The 17,561-nt window shown below is 72.7% G+C and carries 19 protein-coding genes; 7 read left to right on the forward strand and 12 right to left on the reverse strand.

Annotated features, from left to right (window positions below; genetic code table 11):
- Window positions 1-11 precede the first annotated feature (11 nt).
- The 7 genes from ACP7CD_RS13280 to ACP7CD_RS13310 all read right to left on the reverse strand — a co-directional run bounded on the left by ACP7CD_RS13280 (window position 12) and on the right by ACP7CD_RS13310 (window position 6,673).
- Window positions 12-1,085, reverse strand: coding sequence for an alpha/beta fold hydrolase (locus tag ACP7CD_RS13280; RefSeq protein WP_426120372.1), 1,074 nt, complete (start codon window positions 1,083-1,085; stop codon window positions 12-14).
- Window positions 1,086-1,197: 112 nt separating this feature from the next.
- Window positions 1,198-1,956, reverse strand: coding sequence for an MBL fold metallo-hydrolase (locus tag ACP7CD_RS13285; protein ID WP_426120373.1), 759 nt, complete (start codon window positions 1,954-1,956; stop codon window positions 1,198-1,200).
- 266 nt (window positions 1,957-2,222) lie between these two features.
- The gene (locus ACP7CD_RS13290) at window positions 2,223-2,408 is read right to left on the reverse strand and encodes a hypothetical protein (protein WP_336650223.1); all 186 of its coding nucleotides are present in this window, start codon (window positions 2,406-2,408) and stop codon (window positions 2,223-2,225) included.
- Window positions 2,409-2,576: 168 nt separating this feature from the next.
- Window positions 2,577-3,410, reverse strand: coding sequence for a hypothetical protein (locus tag ACP7CD_RS13295; RefSeq protein ID WP_368796487.1), 834 nt, complete (start codon window positions 3,408-3,410; stop codon window positions 2,577-2,579).
- A 10-nt stretch (window positions 3,411-3,420) separates the two neighbouring features.
- Window positions 3,421-5,994, reverse strand: coding sequence for a S8 family serine peptidase (locus ACP7CD_RS13300; protein WP_426120375.1), 2,574 nt, complete (start codon window positions 5,992-5,994; stop codon window positions 3,421-3,423).
- A 139-nt stretch (window positions 5,995-6,133) separates the two neighbouring features.
- Window positions 6,134-6,394, reverse strand: a complete 261-nt coding sequence (locus ACP7CD_RS13305; RefSeq protein ID WP_426120376.1) for a hypothetical protein — start codon at window positions 6,392-6,394, stop codon at window positions 6,134-6,136.
- 15 nt (window positions 6,395-6,409) lie between these two features.
- On the reverse strand, window positions 6,410-6,673 hold the full coding sequence (locus ACP7CD_RS13310; protein ID WP_426120377.1) for a hypothetical protein: 264 nt from the start codon (window positions 6,671-6,673) through the stop codon (window positions 6,410-6,412).
- Between the two features lie 213 nt (window positions 6,674-6,886).
- On the opposite strand from ACP7CD_RS13310, the gene ACP7CD_RS13315 reads away from it, so the two are divergent.
- Window positions 6,887-7,759 (forward strand): Bax inhibitor-1/YccA family protein, encoded by an 873-nt coding sequence (locus ACP7CD_RS13315; RefSeq protein ID WP_017832220.1) that lies wholly within the window; start codon window positions 6,887-6,889, stop codon window positions 7,757-7,759.
- Between the two features lie 103 nt (window positions 7,760-7,862).
- Here the strand turns inward: ACP7CD_RS13315 and ACP7CD_RS13320 are convergent, their stop codons facing one another.
- Entirely contained in the window at window positions 7,863-8,465 is a 603-nt protein-coding gene (locus ACP7CD_RS13320) for a nitroreductase family protein (protein ID WP_426120378.1), read from the reverse strand.
- A gap of 111 nt (window positions 8,466-8,576) precedes the next feature.
- Here ACP7CD_RS13320 and ACP7CD_RS13325 point away from each other — a divergent pair, with 111 nt between their 5' ends.
- Both ACP7CD_RS13325 and ilvA read left to right on the forward strand, forming a co-directional pair.
- A complete protein-coding gene (locus tag ACP7CD_RS13325; RefSeq protein WP_426120379.1) occupies window positions 8,577-9,989 on the forward strand; it encodes an AI-2E family transporter in 1,413 nt (470 codons plus the stop codon).
- Between the two features lie 102 nt (window positions 9,990-10,091).
- A complete protein-coding gene (gene ilvA / locus ACP7CD_RS13330; protein ID WP_017832418.1) occupies window positions 10,092-11,339 on the forward strand; it encodes a threonine ammonia-lyase in 1,248 nt (415 codons plus the stop codon).
- 84 nt (window positions 11,340-11,423) lie between these two features.
- On the opposite strand, the gene ACP7CD_RS13335 is transcribed toward ilvA, so the two are convergent.
- The 3 genes from ACP7CD_RS13335 to ACP7CD_RS13345 all read right to left on the reverse strand — a co-directional run bounded on the left by ACP7CD_RS13335 (window position 11,424) and on the right by ACP7CD_RS13345 (window position 12,839).
- Window positions 11,424-11,633, reverse strand: a complete 210-nt coding sequence (locus ACP7CD_RS13335) for a hypothetical protein (RefSeq protein WP_017832417.1) — start codon at window positions 11,631-11,633, stop codon at window positions 11,424-11,426.
- Between the two features lie 7 nt (window positions 11,634-11,640).
- Window positions 11,641-12,144 carry a transcription elongation factor GreA gene (greA, locus tag ACP7CD_RS13340; protein ID WP_017832416.1) on the reverse strand — a complete coding sequence of 168 codons (504 nt, stop codon included), beginning with the start codon at window positions 12,142-12,144 and terminating at the stop codon, window positions 11,641-11,643.
- A gap of 269 nt (window positions 12,145-12,413) precedes the next feature.
- A complete protein-coding gene (locus tag ACP7CD_RS13345; protein ID WP_426120380.1) occupies window positions 12,414-12,839 on the reverse strand; it encodes a DUF4307 domain-containing protein in 426 nt (141 codons plus the stop codon).
- A gap of 205 nt (window positions 12,840-13,044) precedes the next feature.
- On the opposite strand from ACP7CD_RS13345, the gene mca reads away from it, so the two are divergent.
- Entirely contained in the window at window positions 13,045-13,923 is an 879-nt protein-coding gene (gene mca, locus ACP7CD_RS13350) for a mycothiol conjugate amidase Mca (protein WP_031282471.1), read from the forward strand.
- A gap of 8 nt (window positions 13,924-13,931) precedes the next feature.
- On the forward strand, window positions 13,932-14,303 hold the full coding sequence (locus tag ACP7CD_RS13355; RefSeq protein ID WP_426120381.1) for a hypothetical protein: 372 nt from the start codon (window positions 13,932-13,934) through the stop codon (window positions 14,301-14,303).
- 70 nt (window positions 14,304-14,373) lie between these two features.
- Here ACP7CD_RS13355 and trhA read toward each other — a convergent pair whose 3' ends face one another.
- Complete coding sequence (gene trhA, locus ACP7CD_RS13360) at window positions 14,374-15,081, reverse strand: PAQR family membrane homeostasis protein TrhA (RefSeq protein WP_426120382.1); 708 nt, start codon at window positions 15,079-15,081, stop codon at window positions 14,374-14,376.
- A gap of 174 nt (window positions 15,082-15,255) precedes the next feature.
- Here trhA and ACP7CD_RS13365 point away from each other — a divergent pair, with 174 nt between their 5' ends.
- Both ACP7CD_RS13365 and ACP7CD_RS13370 read left to right on the forward strand, forming a co-directional pair.
- Window positions 15,256-16,017, forward strand: coding sequence for an isoprenyl transferase (locus ACP7CD_RS13365; protein WP_426120383.1), 762 nt, complete (start codon window positions 15,256-15,258; stop codon window positions 16,015-16,017).
- 190 nt (window positions 16,018-16,207) lie between these two features.
- Window positions 16,208-17,557, forward strand: a complete 1,350-nt coding sequence (locus tag ACP7CD_RS13370) for a PhoH family protein (protein WP_426120384.1) — start codon at window positions 16,208-16,210, stop codon at window positions 17,555-17,557.
- Window positions 17,558-17,561 lie beyond the last annotated feature (4 nt).

A 17,561-nucleotide genomic window follows, 5' to 3' on the forward strand; every position in this document is an offset into this window, starting at 1 on the left:
GGCCGGTGCGTTCAGGCGGCAGACGCCGGTGCGACGATACAGGCTCCGTTCCGGGCAACGATGTCGTGATTGTCGAGGAACGCGGTGATCCTGGTGGCGATCTCGGGGGAGCGGGTCCAGTGCAGGTAGTGAGGCCCGTCGAGCACCTCGAGCTCGTGATCGTCCACGCCCTGCAGCTGCTCTTCGTGGGAGGCGAGCCAGTCGGGGGACTCGTCCACGGTGTCTTGGGCCAGCAGCATCAGCACGGGCAGGTCAGCCGGCAATCCCGCGTCCTCCAGCTGTTGGGCGTTGTCCCCGATCCGCCGGGTTTCGTCGGCCACGGCCGGGTTGGCGAAGTTCCGGATGGTCATCCGGTTGATCTGCTTCCTCTCCTCTGCCGTGTGATCCGTCGTCTCGGGCAGGGCGAGGTCGGGGGCTGCCAGCAGCACCCAGCGGAGCAGCCCGGTGGAGGAGGCCACCCGGTCCCACGGGATGCCCCCGCTGGCCGGGACGTCGTCCTGTGCCGCGGCGAAGGCGGGCACGGTGGTGTCAATCCCGACGACCGCCGAGACCTCGCCGGGATACCGGTCGACGTAGTCGAGGAGGTAGAACCCGGCCAGGGAGTGACCGGCGAGCACGTACGGGGCCTCGACCCCGGTGGCCTCCAGAGCGGAGTGGAGCTCCTGGGAGATGTTCTCGACGGTCCGCTCCGGGCCGGTCATGTCCGCGTAGCCGTAGCCGAACCCCTCGACGACCACCACCCGGCAGCCGTCGAGCTCCCGGACCAGCGGGGCGAAATCCAGCGCCGGGGCCGGGGTGCCCAGCCCGGAGAGCAGCACGACGGTGGGACCGTCCGCGGCGTGGTCCACAACGTTGACCGACCCCCCGTCCACCGCCACCCGCTGTCCGTAGGGATCGGTGCTGGTGCGCTCGTACTGGGTCAGGGCGAGGTTGAGCCCTGCCGAGACGAGCACCAGCACCAGGAGGGCCAGAGCGGCGAATCCGGCGAGGCGTGCGAGCCGACGCCACCAGTGGCGTTCTGGCCGGTTGGTGCGCGGGGTCGGGTTGGTGCCCGCTGATTCATCCTGGTGGCGGTGCGAGGCCATGCCGTGCTCCGAGCGCAGGTGGACAGGTGCTTGGCGCGAGCGTATTCACGTCCTCGTGGTGCGACAACGACATGGCGCATCGTGACGGCTGTCGAGGCGGGGATGGGGCGTCTCAGTGGATCGACAGACGCCGGCCGGCCGGCACGCGCAGGTGCGGGCCGTGGCCCGGTGCCAGGACGTCGAAGTCCGTGTCGGAGAGCAGCCGGACCGCGGCGCGCGAAGCGGTCGGCAGATCGTGGTGGAACGGGTCGGCGAGAAGCTGCGGGACACCGTGCTTCTCGGCGACCATGTGGTCGGTGATCACCGCGTCGCCGGAGGCGAGCACCCCGGTGCCACCGATGAGGTAGGAGGTGTGCCCGGAGGTGTGTCCGGTGGTCGCCACCGGGCGCGGGCTCCCGGGGACGTCCAGGGCGGTCGTGTCGGGGGTGAAAGGAGTGAGGGCCTCAGGGTCCACGGTGACGTCCTTGAGGCCGCCGACCCGGATGGCGTGGATGCTCCAGGTGAGCCACTTCCACGAGCGGGCAGCGCGGGGGAGGGACTCCTTGGGCCCGATCTGCTCGCGGGCGGTGCCGGTCATGTTCGGCACCTCGGCGGCCGAGCAGTGCACCGGGACGCCGGCGGCGACGAAGCGGTCCAGGGTGCCGATGTGGTCGGCGTGGGCGTGGGTGATGACCACGGCGTCGGGCAGGCCTGTCACCCCGGCCGCCCGCAGGGAGGCGTCGACGAGCGTGCGGTCACCGGGGTAGCCGCAGTCGATCAGGGTGCAGCTGCTGCCTTCGCGCAGGATCAGCCAGTTGGCGGCGGGGCCGGTCACCAGGGTGGTGCCGGAGCCCAGGTCGTGCAGGTTCTCCGCGGTGGTCCATCGGGTCATGCGGCTCGAAGCTCCTGGGGGAGTGCGGTAGTGGCGCTGTGCAACGAGCCTACCGGGATGGTTGCCCGCGGTCGGTCGGCCACCATGGCCGTGCCCGGACGGCGTACCCGGGCCGCCGGCTGATCTGCCGGCCGGCACCGACCGGAACTGAGCGCCTGCTCGTACGACCACAGGATGACCATCGCGACCGTCAGTGGGCCGACCACGGGCAGCCGCCGCACCAGGCGCCGGAAACTCTTCGCCGCGGCGACCTCTCCGGTCCTGCGTCATCGGGACGCCTCCATCCCCGGGTCGCGGCGGGGCCGGGCGTCCCAGGCCATCCGGGCCCCCAGGAACACGGCGCCGATGCCCGTGATGAACCAGTCCCACTCGCCGAGAATCAGACGGATCCCGATGACCCAGGCGATGAGGATGACGACGTCCAGCGTCAGCAGCCTGGCCCGTCTCGACAAGGTGGACCTCCCGGATCGCCGTCGTGGTCCCCGCATCGTGCCACGAAGCAACCAGGACGGTCTGACCCCTCATTCGGTGACCGCGGTGTGCAGCGTCAGCGGGTCCAATTCCTCCCCGGTGGGGGAACGGACGGTCCAGGCGGTCGAGCACCTGCCCGGAGGTGTGTCTCAGCGCGGCAGGTGGCGCTGCAGCCACAGCGTGCACCACAGCTTCAGCCGCAGCTCGTCCCAGCCGGAGACGTCCACGACCAGCGCGGCGGGCCCGTACCGGTGCACCGACTCGACGCCGTCGCGGTCGCACAGCTCGTCGATCAACTGCTCCACGACCTGCGGGTGCAGGGTCGGGATGTCCTCGCGCAGCCCCACGTCGAAGCAGTCGACCTCGGCGACCACCGTCACCAGCGGCTCTTCGACGGCGGCGGCCTCCGGGCCCTCGCCGTGGAGGGCGTCCACGGTCCGGCGGATGTGGGCGAGCATCTCCGTCCCGGTCATCGGGGCGCGCCCGTGGGCGGACTGGTAGGCGCTGTAGAGCGGGATGCCGGGGAGGAAGACCTGGTGGTGGTCCGAGCCCAGCACCGGGTAGTTGAGCAGCGGGTGGTCGGCGATCAGGTGCTCGCCGACCTGCCAGGTCGCCTCCGGCGCCGCGTCGCCGACGAGCTGCCCGAGGTAGGAGACGAAGCCGTCCAGCAGCGCGATGGTGGCGGCCGGCGGGTGCGGGTCCACGAGCTTGCCGTGCCGGGCCCAGCTCGGCCACGCCGGGCGGGTGGGGTCCTCGGTGAGCGGACGCGGGTCCACGCCGAACTCGGAGGCCCGGGCGCTGATCCAGGCCCACAGCGGGGACACGGAGTAGAGGGAGCCGTCGAGCATCTCGTCGGGCTCCAGGCCATGCTCGGCCAGTGCCGCGCGCAGGCGCTCCAGCGCCGGACCGCGCTCGGCGAGGTACGCGTCGAGCGCGTCCGCGGCCTGGCGCGCCGTCATCCACTCGTACAGCAGAGTCCCCATGGCCGTGACTCTACTGCCGGGAGGCCGGTGGCGGGACCGGTGGGGCGGCCGGCGCGTGAACTCCAGGACCTCGGCGCGTGCGGTGCCCACCAGGGCGCCGGACGCGGCGCGGCCCCCCGGCCCCACGACGGGGGGGGGGCGCGGGGGGGCCGGGGGCGGGGGAGCGGGCGGCGATGCGGGGGGATACACCCCGGCGGCCCGTGATGGAACCGCCCTGGAAGTACTGCACCACGGAGCGGTCGGCGCGGGTGATCTCGCCCGTCCGGGGGAAGCCCAGGCGGCTCTTCGTGCCCCCGAGCGACACGAAGGCATTGCCGATCGAGCCCCTGGTCTCCTGGGAGTAGGTGGTGGGGCTCCAGTAGATCCGGCCCTTCTGGAAGACCTGGTAGACCCCGCCCGTCCCGGTGGACGCCTCGTCGGTCGTGGGATAGCCCAGGACGCCGGCCGTGCCGCCGGAGCGGTTGTGCTGGGCACCGATCGAGCCCTTGAGGGCGTGCGCCCCGCCGGCGGCGCTCCAGACGATCCGGCCCTTCTGGAAGGACTGGGAGGTGCCGCCCCGTCCGTCGGCGACGGCCCCGGACGTGGGGTAGCCCAGTGCCCCCCGCTCGCTGCCGGCCCGCGAGTAGGCGGCGCTGGTGGCGCCGATGATCGGGTGGGCGCCGTGGGCGGAGCCCCAGAGGATGCGCCCCTTCTGGAAGGACTGGTAGTACCCGCCGCTCCCGTTGCTCCGGCGGTCCGCGGTGGGGTAGCCCAGGGCGCCCTTCTCGTTGCCCGCCGCGGCGTAGGCCCTCTCGAGGTCCCCGGTCAATGCGTAGGCCCCGGTGCCAGAGGACCAGAGGATCTTGCCGTTCTGGAACAGCTGGTAGGCCCCGCCGATGCCGTTGGACTTCTCGTCCGAGCGGGGGAAGCGCAGGATGCCGGTGGGGGTGCCATTGCGCTTGTAGGCGGTCTCGACGCCGCCCCGCACCCAGTAGGCGCCGGTGGCCGAGGTCCAGTAGATCGTGCCCTTGGTGAAGCTCTGGCGGACCCCGCCGGCGACGGCCTGCTCGTGGGAGGTCGGGGCCCCCGTCTGGCTCTTGATCCGCTGGTACAGGGTCCCGATCGCGCCCTTGGTGGTGTAGGTCGGGGTGGGCGCGGCCGGTGCGGCGGTGACGGCGGGCTTCGTGATCCACAGCGCGTCGTGGGAGTTCAGCGTCTTGCCCCCGGGCAGCTGCGCCCAGGTGTCACCGGAGTCGACGATCGCGGCCTTGTACTGGTCGGCGGACAGCCCCGGGTTCTTCTGCTTCAGCAGCGCCAGGGTGCCGGCCACATGCGGGGAGGCCATCGACGTGCCGTAGTCGAAGCGGGTGTTGGGTGCGACCGGTCCCCGGGTGCCGCTGTTGCCGGAGGAGAGGATGTGGTGGCCCGGGGCGTAGATGTCCACCGCGAAGCCGTGGTTGGAGTAGGGAGCCTTGGCATAGTCGGAGCCGATCGCTCCGACGGTGATCACGTTGTAGCAGTTGCCCGGGGCCCAGTCGATGGCCGGCTGGTCCCAGTTCCCGGCGGCCACGGCCACGGGGATGCCGCGGTTCCAGGCGGTGGTGATCGCGTTCTGCAGCAGCGGGGAGCACCCGCCGGGCATCGACAGGGACATGTTGATCACGTCTGCCCGCTTGGACGGGGCCTTCGCGGCACCCACCGTGTCGCCGGCCAGCCAGCGCACCGCATCGGCCATGTCGGAGACGTAGCCGGTGCCGCACGCACCCAGGGCCCGGGCGTTGAGGAGGGTGGCGTCCGGGGCAACGCCCACCGTGCCGTAGGTGTCGCGCTTGGCCGCGGCGGAGCCGGCCACGTGCGTGCCGTGCCAGATGGAGTTCGTGGCGGCGGACCCTGCGTAGCACTGCCCGTAGTTGGAGTAGGTGCCCGGATCGCGGGCGTCGGCGTCGCGGCCGTTGCCGTCATTGCTGAGGTTCAGTCCCGAGACGAAGTCATAGCCGCCGATGATCTTGGAATCCAGGTCCGGGTGGGCGGCGATGCCGGTGTCGACGATCCCGATGGTCACGCCCTTGCCGGTGGCGGTGTCCCATGCCTCGAACGCGCGCAGGTTGGTGAGCGCCCACAGGGACGGGACGCCGGCGTCGTGTGCGGTGGCCGCAGTGGTGGCCAGCCGGTCCTCCTCGGCATCGTCGAGCTGCGGGATCTCGGCCACCGAGACCATCAGGTCCGGACCGGCCCAGGCGACGGTCGGGTCCTCAGCAATCTTCTCGGTGAGGGCCTCGGCCTCCTCCGTGGAGACCTCCCCGGTGAGCTCGAGGATCTCGGCGCCCTCGACGGTGGTGCGGATCTCGGTCGTCTCCTCGGCCTCGCGGACGCCTGTCTCCGCGGCCGCCTGGGTGACGACCTCGTCCTTGGTGGTGTCGTCGACCGTGGTCTTGTACTGCACGACGATCCGGTCGGTGATCTCGGGCGGGGCCTCGGCGCTGACCTGCTGGGCGGACAGGGTCGTGGCGCTCTCGGCGGGGGCGGCGGTCGCGGGCGTGAGAGGAGCCAGCACGAGGGCCAGGGAGAGGGCGGACAGGGTGGGGGCGAGCATGGATCGTTGCATGGGCGAACTCCTGGGGGCTGGGGGGATCCCGGAAAAGGTTCTCACATGCAAATCAATGCGAACAGATCTAAAACAAGATCACGGCTTCATCACGAAGTGTGACGCCAGCCCCGTCGGCCCACAGCCCCGTCGGGGCGGTTCAGGCCGTACCCACCAGCACGGTGAGCCACTCGAGATGGCGCAGCAGCGAGGGGACGCCCGCGGTCAGCAGGGCCACGGCGGTCGCGGACGTCGCGCGGCCCAGGTGCCTCCGCGCGGAGGCGCGGGCGCCGCGGGACCGGCGGCGGGCGGCCGGGGCCAGGTCGAGCGCGACCTGGACGAGGCTCCACAGGGCAGTGGCGCCCGCCCCGGCGACGACGAGGCAGCCGTAGAGGAGGACGGCTCCGGGCAGCGGGACCACGGGGCGTGCCGCCGCTCAGTCCGCGAGGACGGCGGCGGTCAGGCCCACGGCCAGCACCGCGGCCACCGCCCAGGTGAGCCGGTAGGCCCGGCTGTAGTGCTCCTCGCTGCGGAGCTCGAGCCAGGCGGTCGCCGGGGCGGCGTCCGGAGAGGTCCGCGCGCGCTCCAGCCGGCCGATCGCCCCGAGGTAGCGGCTCCAGTGCAGGACGGCCAGGGCCCCGACGGCGAGCAGCACCGGGATCGCGGCCAGCGGCACCCAGTGGGCGGGGGACTCGGGCATGAGGGGCCTCCGGATCGGGACAGCGGTCGTTCTCCCCAGCATGTGTGCACCAGCAAAGGCCTGTCTGTCCGCTCTCCTGGGGGCCGAGGTCCGCGCCGGCCGGGCCGCCCGCACGCCCTCGGCTTAAGCACAGCAGTTCTCATGCTTTCGTCAGGCAGGCCTTGCTACGCTGGTCGCACATCTCGCACATCAGTGCCACGGAAGGACCCCTCAATGGCCGGCGGTAACCCGCTTCTCCGCGATCTCTCGAAGCCGGGCGCAGGCAGCGCCCAGTCCCACGGGAACCAGTACGGACAGACCTCCTACGGAACCCCCTACCAGCAGCAGCCCGGCTACGGACGGACCGGCTACCAGCAGGGCGCCCCGTACTCGGCCGAGCGCCTGGACTCGATGTACAACGCCCCGGCCGCCGGGACGAACCAGACCGGCCGGATGACCTACGACGACGTCATCATGCGCACGGCCACGGTGCTCGGCGCCGTGGTCGTCGGCGCGCTCGCCGGCTGGATCATGCCGATCCTCACCATCCCCGGCGCCCTCGTCGGTCTCGTCCTCGGCCTGGTCAACGCCTTCAAGCGCGAGCCCTCGCCCGCGCTGATCCTCGCCTACGGCCTGTTCCAGGGCATGTTCCTGGGCGGCATCTCGGGGATGTTCGAGGCCATGTACCCGGGCATCGTGGTGCAGGCCGTCATCGGCACCATCGCCGTGTTCGTCTCGGTGCTCGTGCTCTTCCGCTCCGGCAAGGTCCGGGCCTCCCCGCGCGCCACCAAGATCTTCATGGTCGCGCTCATGGCCTACGCCGTCTTCGCGCTGGTCAACCTGGGCGCGGTGCTGCTGTTCGGCTTCAACATCCGCACGGACAGCCCGCTCGGCCCCTGGCTGGGCCTGCTCATCGGCGCCGTGGCCATCCTGCTCGCGGCCTACAGCTTCGTGCTGGACTTCGACAACATCAAGCGCGGTGTCGAGGTCGGCGTCCCCGAGAAGATGGCCTGGTCCGCGGCCTTCGGCCTGACGGTCACGCTGATCTGGACCTACGTCGAGATCCTGCGCATCCTGGCGATCATCCGGGAGATGACCTCGAACTAGGTCCCCGCCCCGGCTGCACCGTCCACGACGGCCCGGCACCCGCGCACCGCGGGTCCCGGGCCGTCGTCGTGCCGCGACCCGCGGGCGGGCGCGGAGGAGGGGCTCAGTGGTACGAGATCCGGGGTCCGGGCGTGGGCCGGGTGGCCGTGTGCTCGGCGGCCACGGCGCGGGGCGGGCGGCCCACGAACAGCCAGCCGAGCAGCTTCTCCTCCTCCGTCAGCCCGTAGAACGCGCGGACCGCGTCCTCGCCCTCGCCGTCCCGGTGGGCCCACACGGTGCCCCAGCCGGCGGCCCAGAACGCGGCCTCGAGCAGGGGGCGGGCCCCGTGCGCCGCGTTCAGCTGCTCCTTCCGCGGGACGCCCAGGGTGTCGTCGGGGCTGAAGACGAGCGCGCACCCCACGCCGCCAGTGCTCGCCCACTTCAGGGCGCCCCGGAAGGCCGCGAGCCGGCGCAGCTGCTTGCCCTTGAGCCGGGGGAAGGGCGCCGACATGTTGGGCACCCGGGTCAGCCCCGCCAGCGCGGCCGCGAGCTCCGGCGCGGAGCGGCGGGTGGTCACGGCCACCCGCCAGCTCAGGCCGGGATCGGCGGCCGCGGTCCCCGCGGCGGCGCGGAGCACGGCCTCCAGCTCCTCCCGCGGCGGAGCGTCCGGGGTCAGGCCGGGAGCCGGCCGGCGCTGGGCGAGGACGCGGAGGAAAGTGCGTGACATCCCGCCAGTCTTCCACCGCGCGCGCCCCGCGTGCCGGAGCGGCCCGCGGAATCGTCGTCCGGCCCCGGCCGGGGGCGCCCGGCGGTCGGACCGCCGTGCCAAGATGGCTCCATGCCTTCGACATCGCACGACGCCGAGCGGCCGCTGCGGCCGGGACCCGGCACCGAGCTCCCCCCGCTGCACGGCAACGCCGCGGGCGGCGTCGCGGTCTCGGTGCGGGTGGCCGCGGCGTGGTCGTGGCGGCTCATCATCATCCTCGCGGCCGTGGGGCTGCTCGGGTACATGCTGTCGACGATCACCGTGGTCATCATCCCCGTGCTCATCGCCGGCCTGCTAGCCGGGCTCCTGTTCCCGCTGGTGAAGTGGCTGCGCGGACAGCACGTGCCGGCGGGCCTGGCCTCGGGCACGGCGGTGCTCGTGCTCATCGGCCTCGTGACGGGTCTGCTCGTGCTCGCCGGCCGGCAGATCGTGCTGGGCTTCGCGCAGCTGTCCGAGAACGTGGTGGTCGGCACCCAGCAGCTGCTGGGCTGGCTCGAGGACGGGCCGCTGAACCTCAGCGCCGACAGCGTGAACGACTGGATCGATGACCTCGGCACCACGATCCAGGACAACAGCGAGGCCATCCTCTCGGGCGCCATGTCCTTCGGCTCGACGGCGGGCAACGTGCTGACCGGCATCATCATCATGCTCTTCACGCTGCTGTTCTTCCTCATGGACGGCGAGCGGATCTGGCTCTTCCTCGTCCGGCTGTTCCCGGTCAGCGCGCGGCGGGCCGTCAACGGCGCCGGCCGCCGGGGCTGGACCTCGCTCGTGCAGTACGCCCGCATCCAGGGCTTCGTGGCGTTCGTGGACGCCGTGGGCATCGGGCTCGGCGCGGCGCTGCTCGGCGTCCCCCTCGCCCTGCCCATCGGCATCCTCGTGTTCCTGGGCTCCTTCATCCCGATCGTGGGCGCCGTGCTCACCGGCGCGGTCGCCGTGCTCGTGGCGCTGGTGGCCAACGGCTTCGGCACCGCCCTGGCCATGCTCGCCGTGGTGCTGCTGGTGCAGCAGATCGAGTCCAACGTCCTGCAGCCGCTCGTGATGGGCCGGGCCGTGTCCCTGCACCCCCTGGCGGTCTTCCTCGCCGTCGCGTCCGGCACCATCCTCTTCGGCATCGCGGGCGCCCTGTTCGCGGTGCCCGTGATGGCCTTCCTCAACACGGTGGTGCGCTACCTCGTGGGCGGGACGTGGAAGGCGGACGACGAGATTCCGTGGGAGCCGTACTACTTCCCGTGGGAGATCAAGAAGCACGCGCGCAGGAACGACCTCACCCGCGACCAGGTCATGGCGCAGCTCCAGCGCTTCCGCCGGACCCGCGCGAAGGAACGGCTGCAGGCCGCGCTCAAGCGTGGCCGCCGTGACGACCGCGCCCGGGCCGCCGCCGGCACGGGTCAGGGCCGCGGCCGCAGCGCCGAGCAGGGGGCCGCCCAGGAGGCGGGCCCCGGTGCTCCCGCCTCGCCGGAGGGCTCCCCGGGCAGCGACTAGGATGAGGACCGCGCCCGCCGCCGGCGGGCGCTCACCGTGGCACGACCCAGCGGGTCCCGCACGGCCCCGCACCGACGCACCGACCGGGAAAGAAGACGCACCGTGAGCCTGGCCGAACTGCCCGTCCGTCTCGCCGACATCCAGGACGCCGCCACGCTCCTCGAGGGCGTGATCGACCGGACCCCGGTGACCCACTCCCGGGCGCTCTCGCGGCTCATCGGCTCCGAGGTCAATCTCAAGGCCGAGAACCTGCAGCGCGCGGGCTCCTTCAAGGTCCGCGGCGCCTACGTGCGGATGGCCAAGCTCACCGACGAGGAGAAGGCCCGCGGTGTCGTGGCGGCCTCCGCCGGCAACCACGCGCAGGGGGTCGCCCTCGCCGCCGCCAAGCTGGGCATCACCGCCCGCATCTACATGCCGCTGGGCGCGGCCCTGCCCAAGATCGCCGCGACCCAGGACCACGGCGCCGAGGTGATCCTGCACGGCACCAGCGTGGACGAGGCCCTCGCCGAGGCCCAGCGCCACGCCACCGCGACCGGGGCGGTGTTCGTCCACCCCTTCGACCACCCGGACATCGTGGCCGGGCAGGGCACGCTCGGCCTCGAGGTGCTCGAGCAGGTGCCCGACGTCGACACCGTCATCACCGGGGTGGGCGGCGGGGGACTGCTCGCCGGCATGGCCGTGGCGGTCAAGGCCCGCGCCGAGCAGCTCGGCCGGCCGATCCGGCTCATCGGCGTGCAGGCGGAGAACGCCGCCGCCTACCCGCCGTCCCTCGCGGGGGACGCGCTCGTGACCCTCGACCGGGTCTCGACCATCGCGGACGGCATCGCCGTGGGCAAGCCCGGGCAGCTGCCGTTCAGCATCATCAAGGAGCTCACCGACGACGTCGTGACGGTCTCGGAGGACTCCCTCGCCCAGGCGCTGATCTTCCTGCTCGAGCGCAACAAGCTCGTGGTGGAGCCGGCCGGCGCCGTCGGCGTCGCGGCCCTCCTGGACGGCCGCCTGCAGGCCGCGTACCCGGACCTCGGCAACACCGTGGTGGTGCTCTCGGGCGGCAACGTCGACCCCATGCTCATGCTCAAGGTCATCCAGCGGGGGCTCTCCGCCGCCGGACGGTACATGACCATCAAGATGATGCTCACCGACCGCCCGGGCGAGCTCGCCCGCATCTCCGAGCTCATCGCCGTCCAGGACGCCAACGTCACCGGCGTGGACCACACCCGGATCGGCGGCTCGCTCAGCCTGGGCGACGTGTCCATCACCATCGACATGGAGACCAAGGGGCACGAGCACTGCCGCCAGATCCTCCGGGCGCTCGAGGCGGAGGGCTACCACCCCGTCGTCGTGCACTGACCGCCGCCGGGCACCGGTCCCGGCCCCGGACGACGACGGCGCCGGTCCCCGCGGGGACCGGCGCCGGTGTCGGCGGGAGCGGCGTCAGGTGCGGCGCCGGCCGGTGAGGTAGGTGACGAACGCGCTGACGAACGTCGCGAAGACGAAGACGTTGCGCAGGCTGCCGGGGGCGCTCGCGGCGGGGTCGCCCTGACCCGCGAAGTGCAGCACCACGGCCACGACCCCGAGCACCGCCGTCAGGACCATCAGGGCCTTGGTGCCGGGGCCGGGGCTGCGCAGCCAGTGGGTCGTCACGGGAGCCTCAGACCTTGAACGGCTTGGCGTCCAGGATCTTGACCGGGATCTCCTTGCCGTTGGGAGCGGTGTAGGACAGCTCGTCCCCGACCCGGTGGCCGGAGATCGCGGAGCCCATCGGGGACTTCTCGGAGAAGACCTCCAGCTCGCTGCCGGCGGCCAGGTCCTCGGCCACCTCGCGGGAGCCGATGAGGAAGGTCATCGCCTCGCCGGCGATCTCCGCGGTGACGACCATGCCGGCCTCGACGACCCCGTCGTCGGCAGGGGCCTCGCCGACCTGGGCGTTCTCGAGCAGGTTCTTGAGGTGGACGATGCGCCCCTCGTTCTTGCTCTGCTCCTCGCGGGCGGCGTGGTAGCCGCCGTTCTCCTTGAGGTCGCCCTCCGAGCGCGCCTGGTCGATGCGCTCCACGATCTCGTGCCGGTACGGGCCGGAGATGTGGTCGAGCTCCTTCTTCAGGCGGTCGTAGGCCTCCTGGGTCAGCCAGGCGCCGGTCTTGTTCGTGGTGGTCACAATCTCTCCTCGGTGAACGGGCGGTCGGGCCGCGGCAGTCCTCCCGGGGTCCGGGCGGGTCCGCGGCGGACCGGGACGACGGCGTGGGGGCCGCCGGCGGTGCGGGGGTCCGCTACGCAAAGACCCCGCCCCGGTGCGGGTCGTCCGTTTCGGACGGTGTCCGGCTGCCGGGGACGGGGAGTCCTGGTGCCCAGTCTAGGCGGGGCGGGCGGACAAGCCCAAAGGCCCGACGCCGACGGCGACACACGGGCGGGACGACCGCCGGGGGCTCAGTCCTCGAGCCAGCAGGAGTCCACGACCGCGGTGGTCGCCAGGTTGGTGGTGCGCACGGCCGCGCGGTGGGAGCTCGTCCCGCCGTTGCCCAGCCGGTCCTCGGGCACGGCCCCGATGGTCACCTCGGACCAGCCCACCACGGCGTACTCCTGGTTGAGGGCCTGCACCGCGCACGTGACGACGTCCTCGGGACGCTTGGTGAGCTCGAAGTCCGCCGTGGCCCGCGCCTCCGAGACCACCTCGAAGCCGATGTCCTTGAACGTGGGGGCGCTCTGCCGCGCGGTGACCACCCAGACGACGAAGACGGCGGTGACCAGGGTGGCCGCCAGGGCGAGACCGATCCAGCCGCGCGTCCCGATCCGGCGCTCGCGGCGGGGCGCTCCGTAGCGGTCGCGGAACAGGTCTGGGGAGTCGGTGGACACGGCGGCCTCGGGTCTCGGGGGCAAGGGGGCGGCGCCGGGCCCGGCGACCGCCCGACCACTGTAGCCGAGGCCCCTGGGAGCACCCCGGGCGCAGGACCGCCCGGCGAACGCGTAAAATGGGCGGCGGCCCGTGCCCCGCACCGGCCGCTTCCCCGACTTCCCGACCGTTCCCGAGAGGACCTCCCGAGTGACCTCCCTGTCAGAGATGCGCCTGCTGGCCGTCCACGCCCACCCCGACGACGAGTCGAGCAAGGGCGCCGCGACCATGGCCCACTACGTCCGGCAGGGGGTCGAGGTCATGGTGGCCACGTGCACCGGTGGGGAGCGGGGCTCGATCCTCAACGCCGAGATGGAGGGCCACCCGCACGCCGAGCGGGACCTGACCGGTCTGCGGCGGCACGAGATGGCGCAGGCGGCCGCCGCGCTGGACGTCGACCACCGCTGGCTCGGCTTCATGGACTCGGGGCTGCCCGAGGGGGACCCCCTGCCGCCGCTGCCATGGGGCTGCTTCGCCCTGCAGCCGCTCGAGCGCGCCGCCGCGCCCCTGGTCCGGCTCGTGCGCCGGTTCCGCCCGCACGTGATCCTGACCTACGACGAGAACGGCGGCTACCCGCACCCGGACCACATCCAGACGCACAACGTCTCCGTCGAGGCGTTCCGCGCCGCCGGCGACCCCGAGCGGTACCCCGGCCTCGGCGAGCCGTGGACCCCGCAGAAGCTCTACTACGACCGGGCCTTCAACCTGGAGCGCTTCGTGGCCCTGCACGAGGCCCTCGAGGAGCGCGGCCTGCAGTCCCCGTACGCGGCCCGGATCGCGATGCTGCAGGAGAGCGACCCGGAGGGCCACCGCCCGCCGGCTCCCCGGCACGAGACCACCACCAAGGTGCGCTGCCCGGACACGTTCGCGCTGCGGGACGAGGCGCTGCGCAGCCACCGGACCCAGGTGGCGCCGGACGGGATGTTCTTCGCCGTCTCCGCCGAGCTGCAGTCCCAGGTGTGGCCGTGGGAGGACTACGTCCTGGCGGAGTCCCGGGTGCCGACCGACCTGCCGGAGCACGACCTGTTCGCCGGGATCGTGGGCTGAGCGCCGGGATGACCACCGTGCTGAACGTGCTCGCCCTGCTGCCGGCGATGGCGCCCAACCCGATCGACGAGGGCACGCTGCGCCCCGGCCTGGACCCGAGCCAGGTGACCCCCGGGATGCTGGGGTTCCTCATGACGCTGCTGCTGGCCGTAGCCGTCATCTTCCTGGTGCGCGACTTCAACCGCCGCAACCGGCGGCTGCGCTACCGCGCGGAGTACGCCGAGCGCCGCGCCGCCGAGGAGCGGGCCGGCGGCCACCCCGGGACCAACAGCGCCGGAACGGACGGCGCCGACGCCAGGACCGGCGCCGACGGCGACCGGGCCGGGGGAGGGCCGGCGGCGCGGGCCGAGGAGCCGGAGGGGCCCGACCCGCGCGGCTAAGGCCAGGGACCGAACCCCGGGCGCGGACCCCGGGACCCGCGGAGCCCGATGAGCGGGCGGGGGGAGCCGCTCAGCGGAGCATCGCGAGCATGATCGCCACGTAGTGCAGCACGAAGCCCAGCACCGTGAAGGCGTGGAAGACCTCGTGGAAGCTGAACACCTCGGGGAGCAGGCGCGGCCGCCGGGTGCCGTAGACCACAGCGCCGGTGATGTAGGCGATGCCGCCGGCGGCGGTCAGCGCGGCCGCCGGGGGGCTGGTCTGCCAGAACTGCGGCAGGTAGAAGAGGGCCAGGCAGCCCATCACCACGTACAGCGGGGTGTACAGCCAGCGGGGCGCCAGGGTCCACAGCAGCCGGAAGAGCACCAGACCGGCGGCGCAGGACCAGATCACGACCAGCAGCAGCCGGGACTGCGGCGGGTCCAGCAGCGCGACCGCCAGCGGGGTGTAGGTGCCGGCGATCAGCAGCGCGATGTTCGAGTGGTCCATCCGGCGCAGGACCATGTGCAGCCGCCGCGGCCAGTAGGCGCGGTGGTAGATCGCCGACACGCCGAACAGCAGGATGCCCGTCACGCCGTACACGGCGCACGCGATCCGCAGCTCGGTGCTGGGCGCCAGCAGGATCGCCACGAGACCCAGGGCGACGACGACGGGCGTGAAACTCGCGTGGATCCAGCCCCGCCACGCGGGCTTGCGCTCCACGAGTCCCTCGATCCCGTGCTCGACCGCCTCCTCGACGCGGCCGGTGGCCCGGCGGGCGGCGCTGTGCGTGTGCTCCATCATGTTCCTCCCGGCGTGCTGTGCGTGAGTCCGTCCGGTCTCCCACCGGGTAGTTTAGGAGGCGTCGCCGAGAGCCGGCCGGGTCCGTGACCACCACCACGCCCGGCACCGTGGCCCCCACCACGTCCGGCCCGACCCCCGACACCGTGCGCGAGAACCCGGGAGGAAGCACAGATGCCCAAGCCACGGCCGCTCTACCGGTTCTACGAGCGCCGGCTCTCCGCCGAGCTCGATCCGCGGCGGCTGCCCAAGCACGTCGGCGTCCTCGTGGACGGCAACCGGCGGTGGGCCAAGCAGTTCGGCGCCTCGACCGCGGACGGGCACAAGGCGGGCGCGCAGAAGATCGTCGAGTTCCTCGGCTGGTGCCGGGAGCTGGACATCGAGGTGGTCACCCTCTACATCCTCTCGACCGAGAACCTCAAGCGCCCGGCCGCGGAGCTGGAACCCCTGCTCGAGATCATCTCCGACCTCATGGACACGCTCACCGAGACGGGCATCTGCCGGGTCCAGCCCGTCGGCGCCCTCGAAATGCTGCCGCCGCGGCTCGCGGCGTGCCTGGCCGACCTCACGGAGCGCACCGCGGGCAACGCCGGCCCGCACCTGAACATCGCGGTCGGCTACGGGGGCCGGCAGGAGATCGTGGACGCCGTGCGGGAGGTCCTCGCCGATGCCCTCGACGCCGGCGCGGACGTCCGGGAGCTCGCGCAGAGCCTGTCCGTGGAGGACATCTCCCAGCACCTCTACACGCGCGGGCAGCCGGACCCGGACCTGCTGATCCGCACCTCGGGCGAGCAGCGGCTGTCCGGGTTCCTCATGTGGCAGTCCGCCTACAGCGAGTACTACTTCTGCGAGGCGCTGTGGCCGGACTTCCGGCGCGTCGACTTCCTGCGGGCGCTGCGCGACTACGCCTCGCGGCAGCGGCGCTTCGGCGGCTGAGCCCACCGGACCCCGCCCGTCGTCGTCCCGGACGCCGTCCCCGGACGCGGCGCCGGGCACGCCCGGGGCGGTCGCTGGCAATTTGCGCGCCGTTCACCGTATCTGCTCGCGCGGCGGGTCCGGTCCGCATACGTTGTCCTCAGGCGGACGGCGCGGACGCCGCCCGCCGGACCGAGGAGGAAGGGCCACCATGAGCATCTCCAAGAAGCAGGAGCGCATCACCGACATCTCCGCCCCCCTGGGCGCCGGGGTGCGCTCCTACGTGATCGACACCTCGGTGCTGCTGTCCGACCCCCGGGCGATCCTGCGCTTCGCCGAGCACCAGGTGGTGCTGCCCGTCATCGTCATCACCGAGCTGGAGGGCAAGCGGCACGACCCGGAGCTGGGCTACTTCGCCCGGCAGGCCCTGCGGCTGCTCGACGACCTGCGCGTGGAGCACGGCGGGCTCAACCGGCCCGTGCCCCTCGGGGACCAGGGCGGGAGCCTGGTGGTGGAGCTCAACCACGTCTCGGACACCGTCCTGCCGGTGAGCTTCCGGCTCAAGGACAACGACTCCCTGATCCTGGCGGTGGCGCTGAGCCTCGCCAACGAGGGCAAGGACGTGTGCATCGTCTCCAAGGACCTGCCCATGCGGGTCAAGGCCTCCGCCCTGGGCCTGGAGGCCGAGGAGTACCGGGCCGAGTGGGTCGGCTCCGACGTCGAGTGGTCCGGGACCGCGGCCCTCGAGGTCCCCGACGACGTGGTGGACCGGCTCTACAGCGGCGAGGCCGTCGTGGTCCCGGGCGCCGAGGGGCTGCCGGCCAACACGGGCCTGACCCTGCACTCCGTGCGCGGCAGCGCCCTGGCCCGGGTCCGCGCCGACGGCTCCGCCCGGGTGGTGCGCGGGGACCGGGACGTCTTCGGCGTGCACGGGCGCTCCGCCGAGCAGCGGCTCGCCATCGACCTCCTGCTGGACACCGAGGTGGGCATCGTGTCGCTGGGCGGGCGCGCCGGCACCGGCAAGTCCGCCCTGGCCCTGTGCGCGGGCCTGGAGACGGTGATGGAGCGCCGGGAGCACCGCAAGGTCATGGTCTTCCGTCCCCTCTACGCCGTGGGCGGCCAGGAGCTCGGCTACCTGCCCGGCTCCGAGGAGGAGAAGATGAACCCGTGGGGCCAGGCGGTGTTCGACACCCTCGGGGCGCTGGTCTCGCAGGAGGTCGTCGAGGAGGTGCTCGACCGGGGCATGCTCGAGGTGCTGCCCCTGACGCACATCCGCGGCCGGTCCCTGCACGACGCCTTCGTGATCGTGGACGAGGCGCAGTCCCTCGAGAAGAACGTGCTGCTCACCGTGCTGTCCCGGATCGGGCAGAACTCCAAGGTGGTCATGACCCACGACGTCGCCCAGCGCGACAACCTCCGGGTCGGCCGCCACGACGGCGTGACCGCCGTGGTCGAGGCGCTCAAGGGCCACCCGCTCTTCGGCCACGTCACGCTGACCCGTTCGGAGCGCTCGCCGATCGCCGCCCTGGTCACGGAGGTCCTGGGCGACCTGGACAGCTGAGCCG

The organism is Kocuria sp. LHG3120, from assembly GCF_049897445.1.
GTDB classification, from domain to species: Bacteria; Actinomycetota; Actinomycetes; order Actinomycetales; family Micrococcaceae; genus Kocuria; species Kocuria rosea.

Coding starts and splice junctions, on each gene's coding strand:
- ACP7CD_RS13325 (WP_426120379.1), top strand. CDS start 8,577: ATGCCTTCGACATCGCACGACGCCGAGCGGCCGCTGCGGCCGGGACCC.
- ACP7CD_RS13310 (WP_426120377.1), bottom strand. CDS start 6,673: ATGCCCGAGTCCCCCGCCCACTGGGTGCCGCTGGCCGCGATCCCGGTG.
- ACP7CD_RS13300 (WP_426120375.1), bottom strand. CDS start 5,994: ATGCAACGATCCATGCTCGCCCCCACCCTGTCCGCCCTCTCCCTGGCC.
- ACP7CD_RS13365 (WP_426120383.1), top strand. CDS start 15,256: ATGCCCAAGCCACGGCCGCTCTACCGGTTCTACGAGCGCCGGCTCTCC.
- ACP7CD_RS13285 (WP_426120373.1), bottom strand. CDS start 1,956: ATGACCCGATGGACCACCGCGGAGAACCTGCACGACCTGGGCTCCGGC.
- ACP7CD_RS13320 (WP_426120378.1), bottom strand. CDS start 8,465: ATGTCACGCACTTTCCTCCGCGTCCTCGCCCAGCGCCGGCCGGCTCCC.
- trhA (WP_426120382.1), bottom strand. CDS start 15,081: ATGGAGCACACGCACAGCGCCGCCCGCCGGGCCACCGGCCGCGTCGAG.
- mca (WP_031282471.1), top strand. CDS start 13,045: ATGCGCCTGCTGGCCGTCCACGCCCACCCCGACGACGAGTCGAGCAAG.
- ACP7CD_RS13315 (WP_017832220.1), top strand. CDS start 6,887: ATGGCCGGCGGTAACCCGCTTCTCCGCGATCTCTCGAAGCCGGGCGCA.
- ACP7CD_RS13355 (WP_426120381.1), top strand. CDS start 13,932: ATGACCACCGTGCTGAACGTGCTCGCCCTGCTGCCGGCGATGGCGCCC.
- ACP7CD_RS13280 (WP_426120372.1), bottom strand. CDS start 1,085: ATGGCCTCGCACCGCCACCAGGATGAATCAGCGGGCACCAACCCGACC.
- ACP7CD_RS13295 (WP_368796487.1), bottom strand. CDS start 3,410: ATGGGGACTCTGCTGTACGAGTGGATGACGGCGCGCCAGGCCGCGGAC.
- ACP7CD_RS13370 (WP_426120384.1), top strand. CDS start 16,208: ATGAGCATCTCCAAGAAGCAGGAGCGCATCACCGACATCTCCGCCCCC.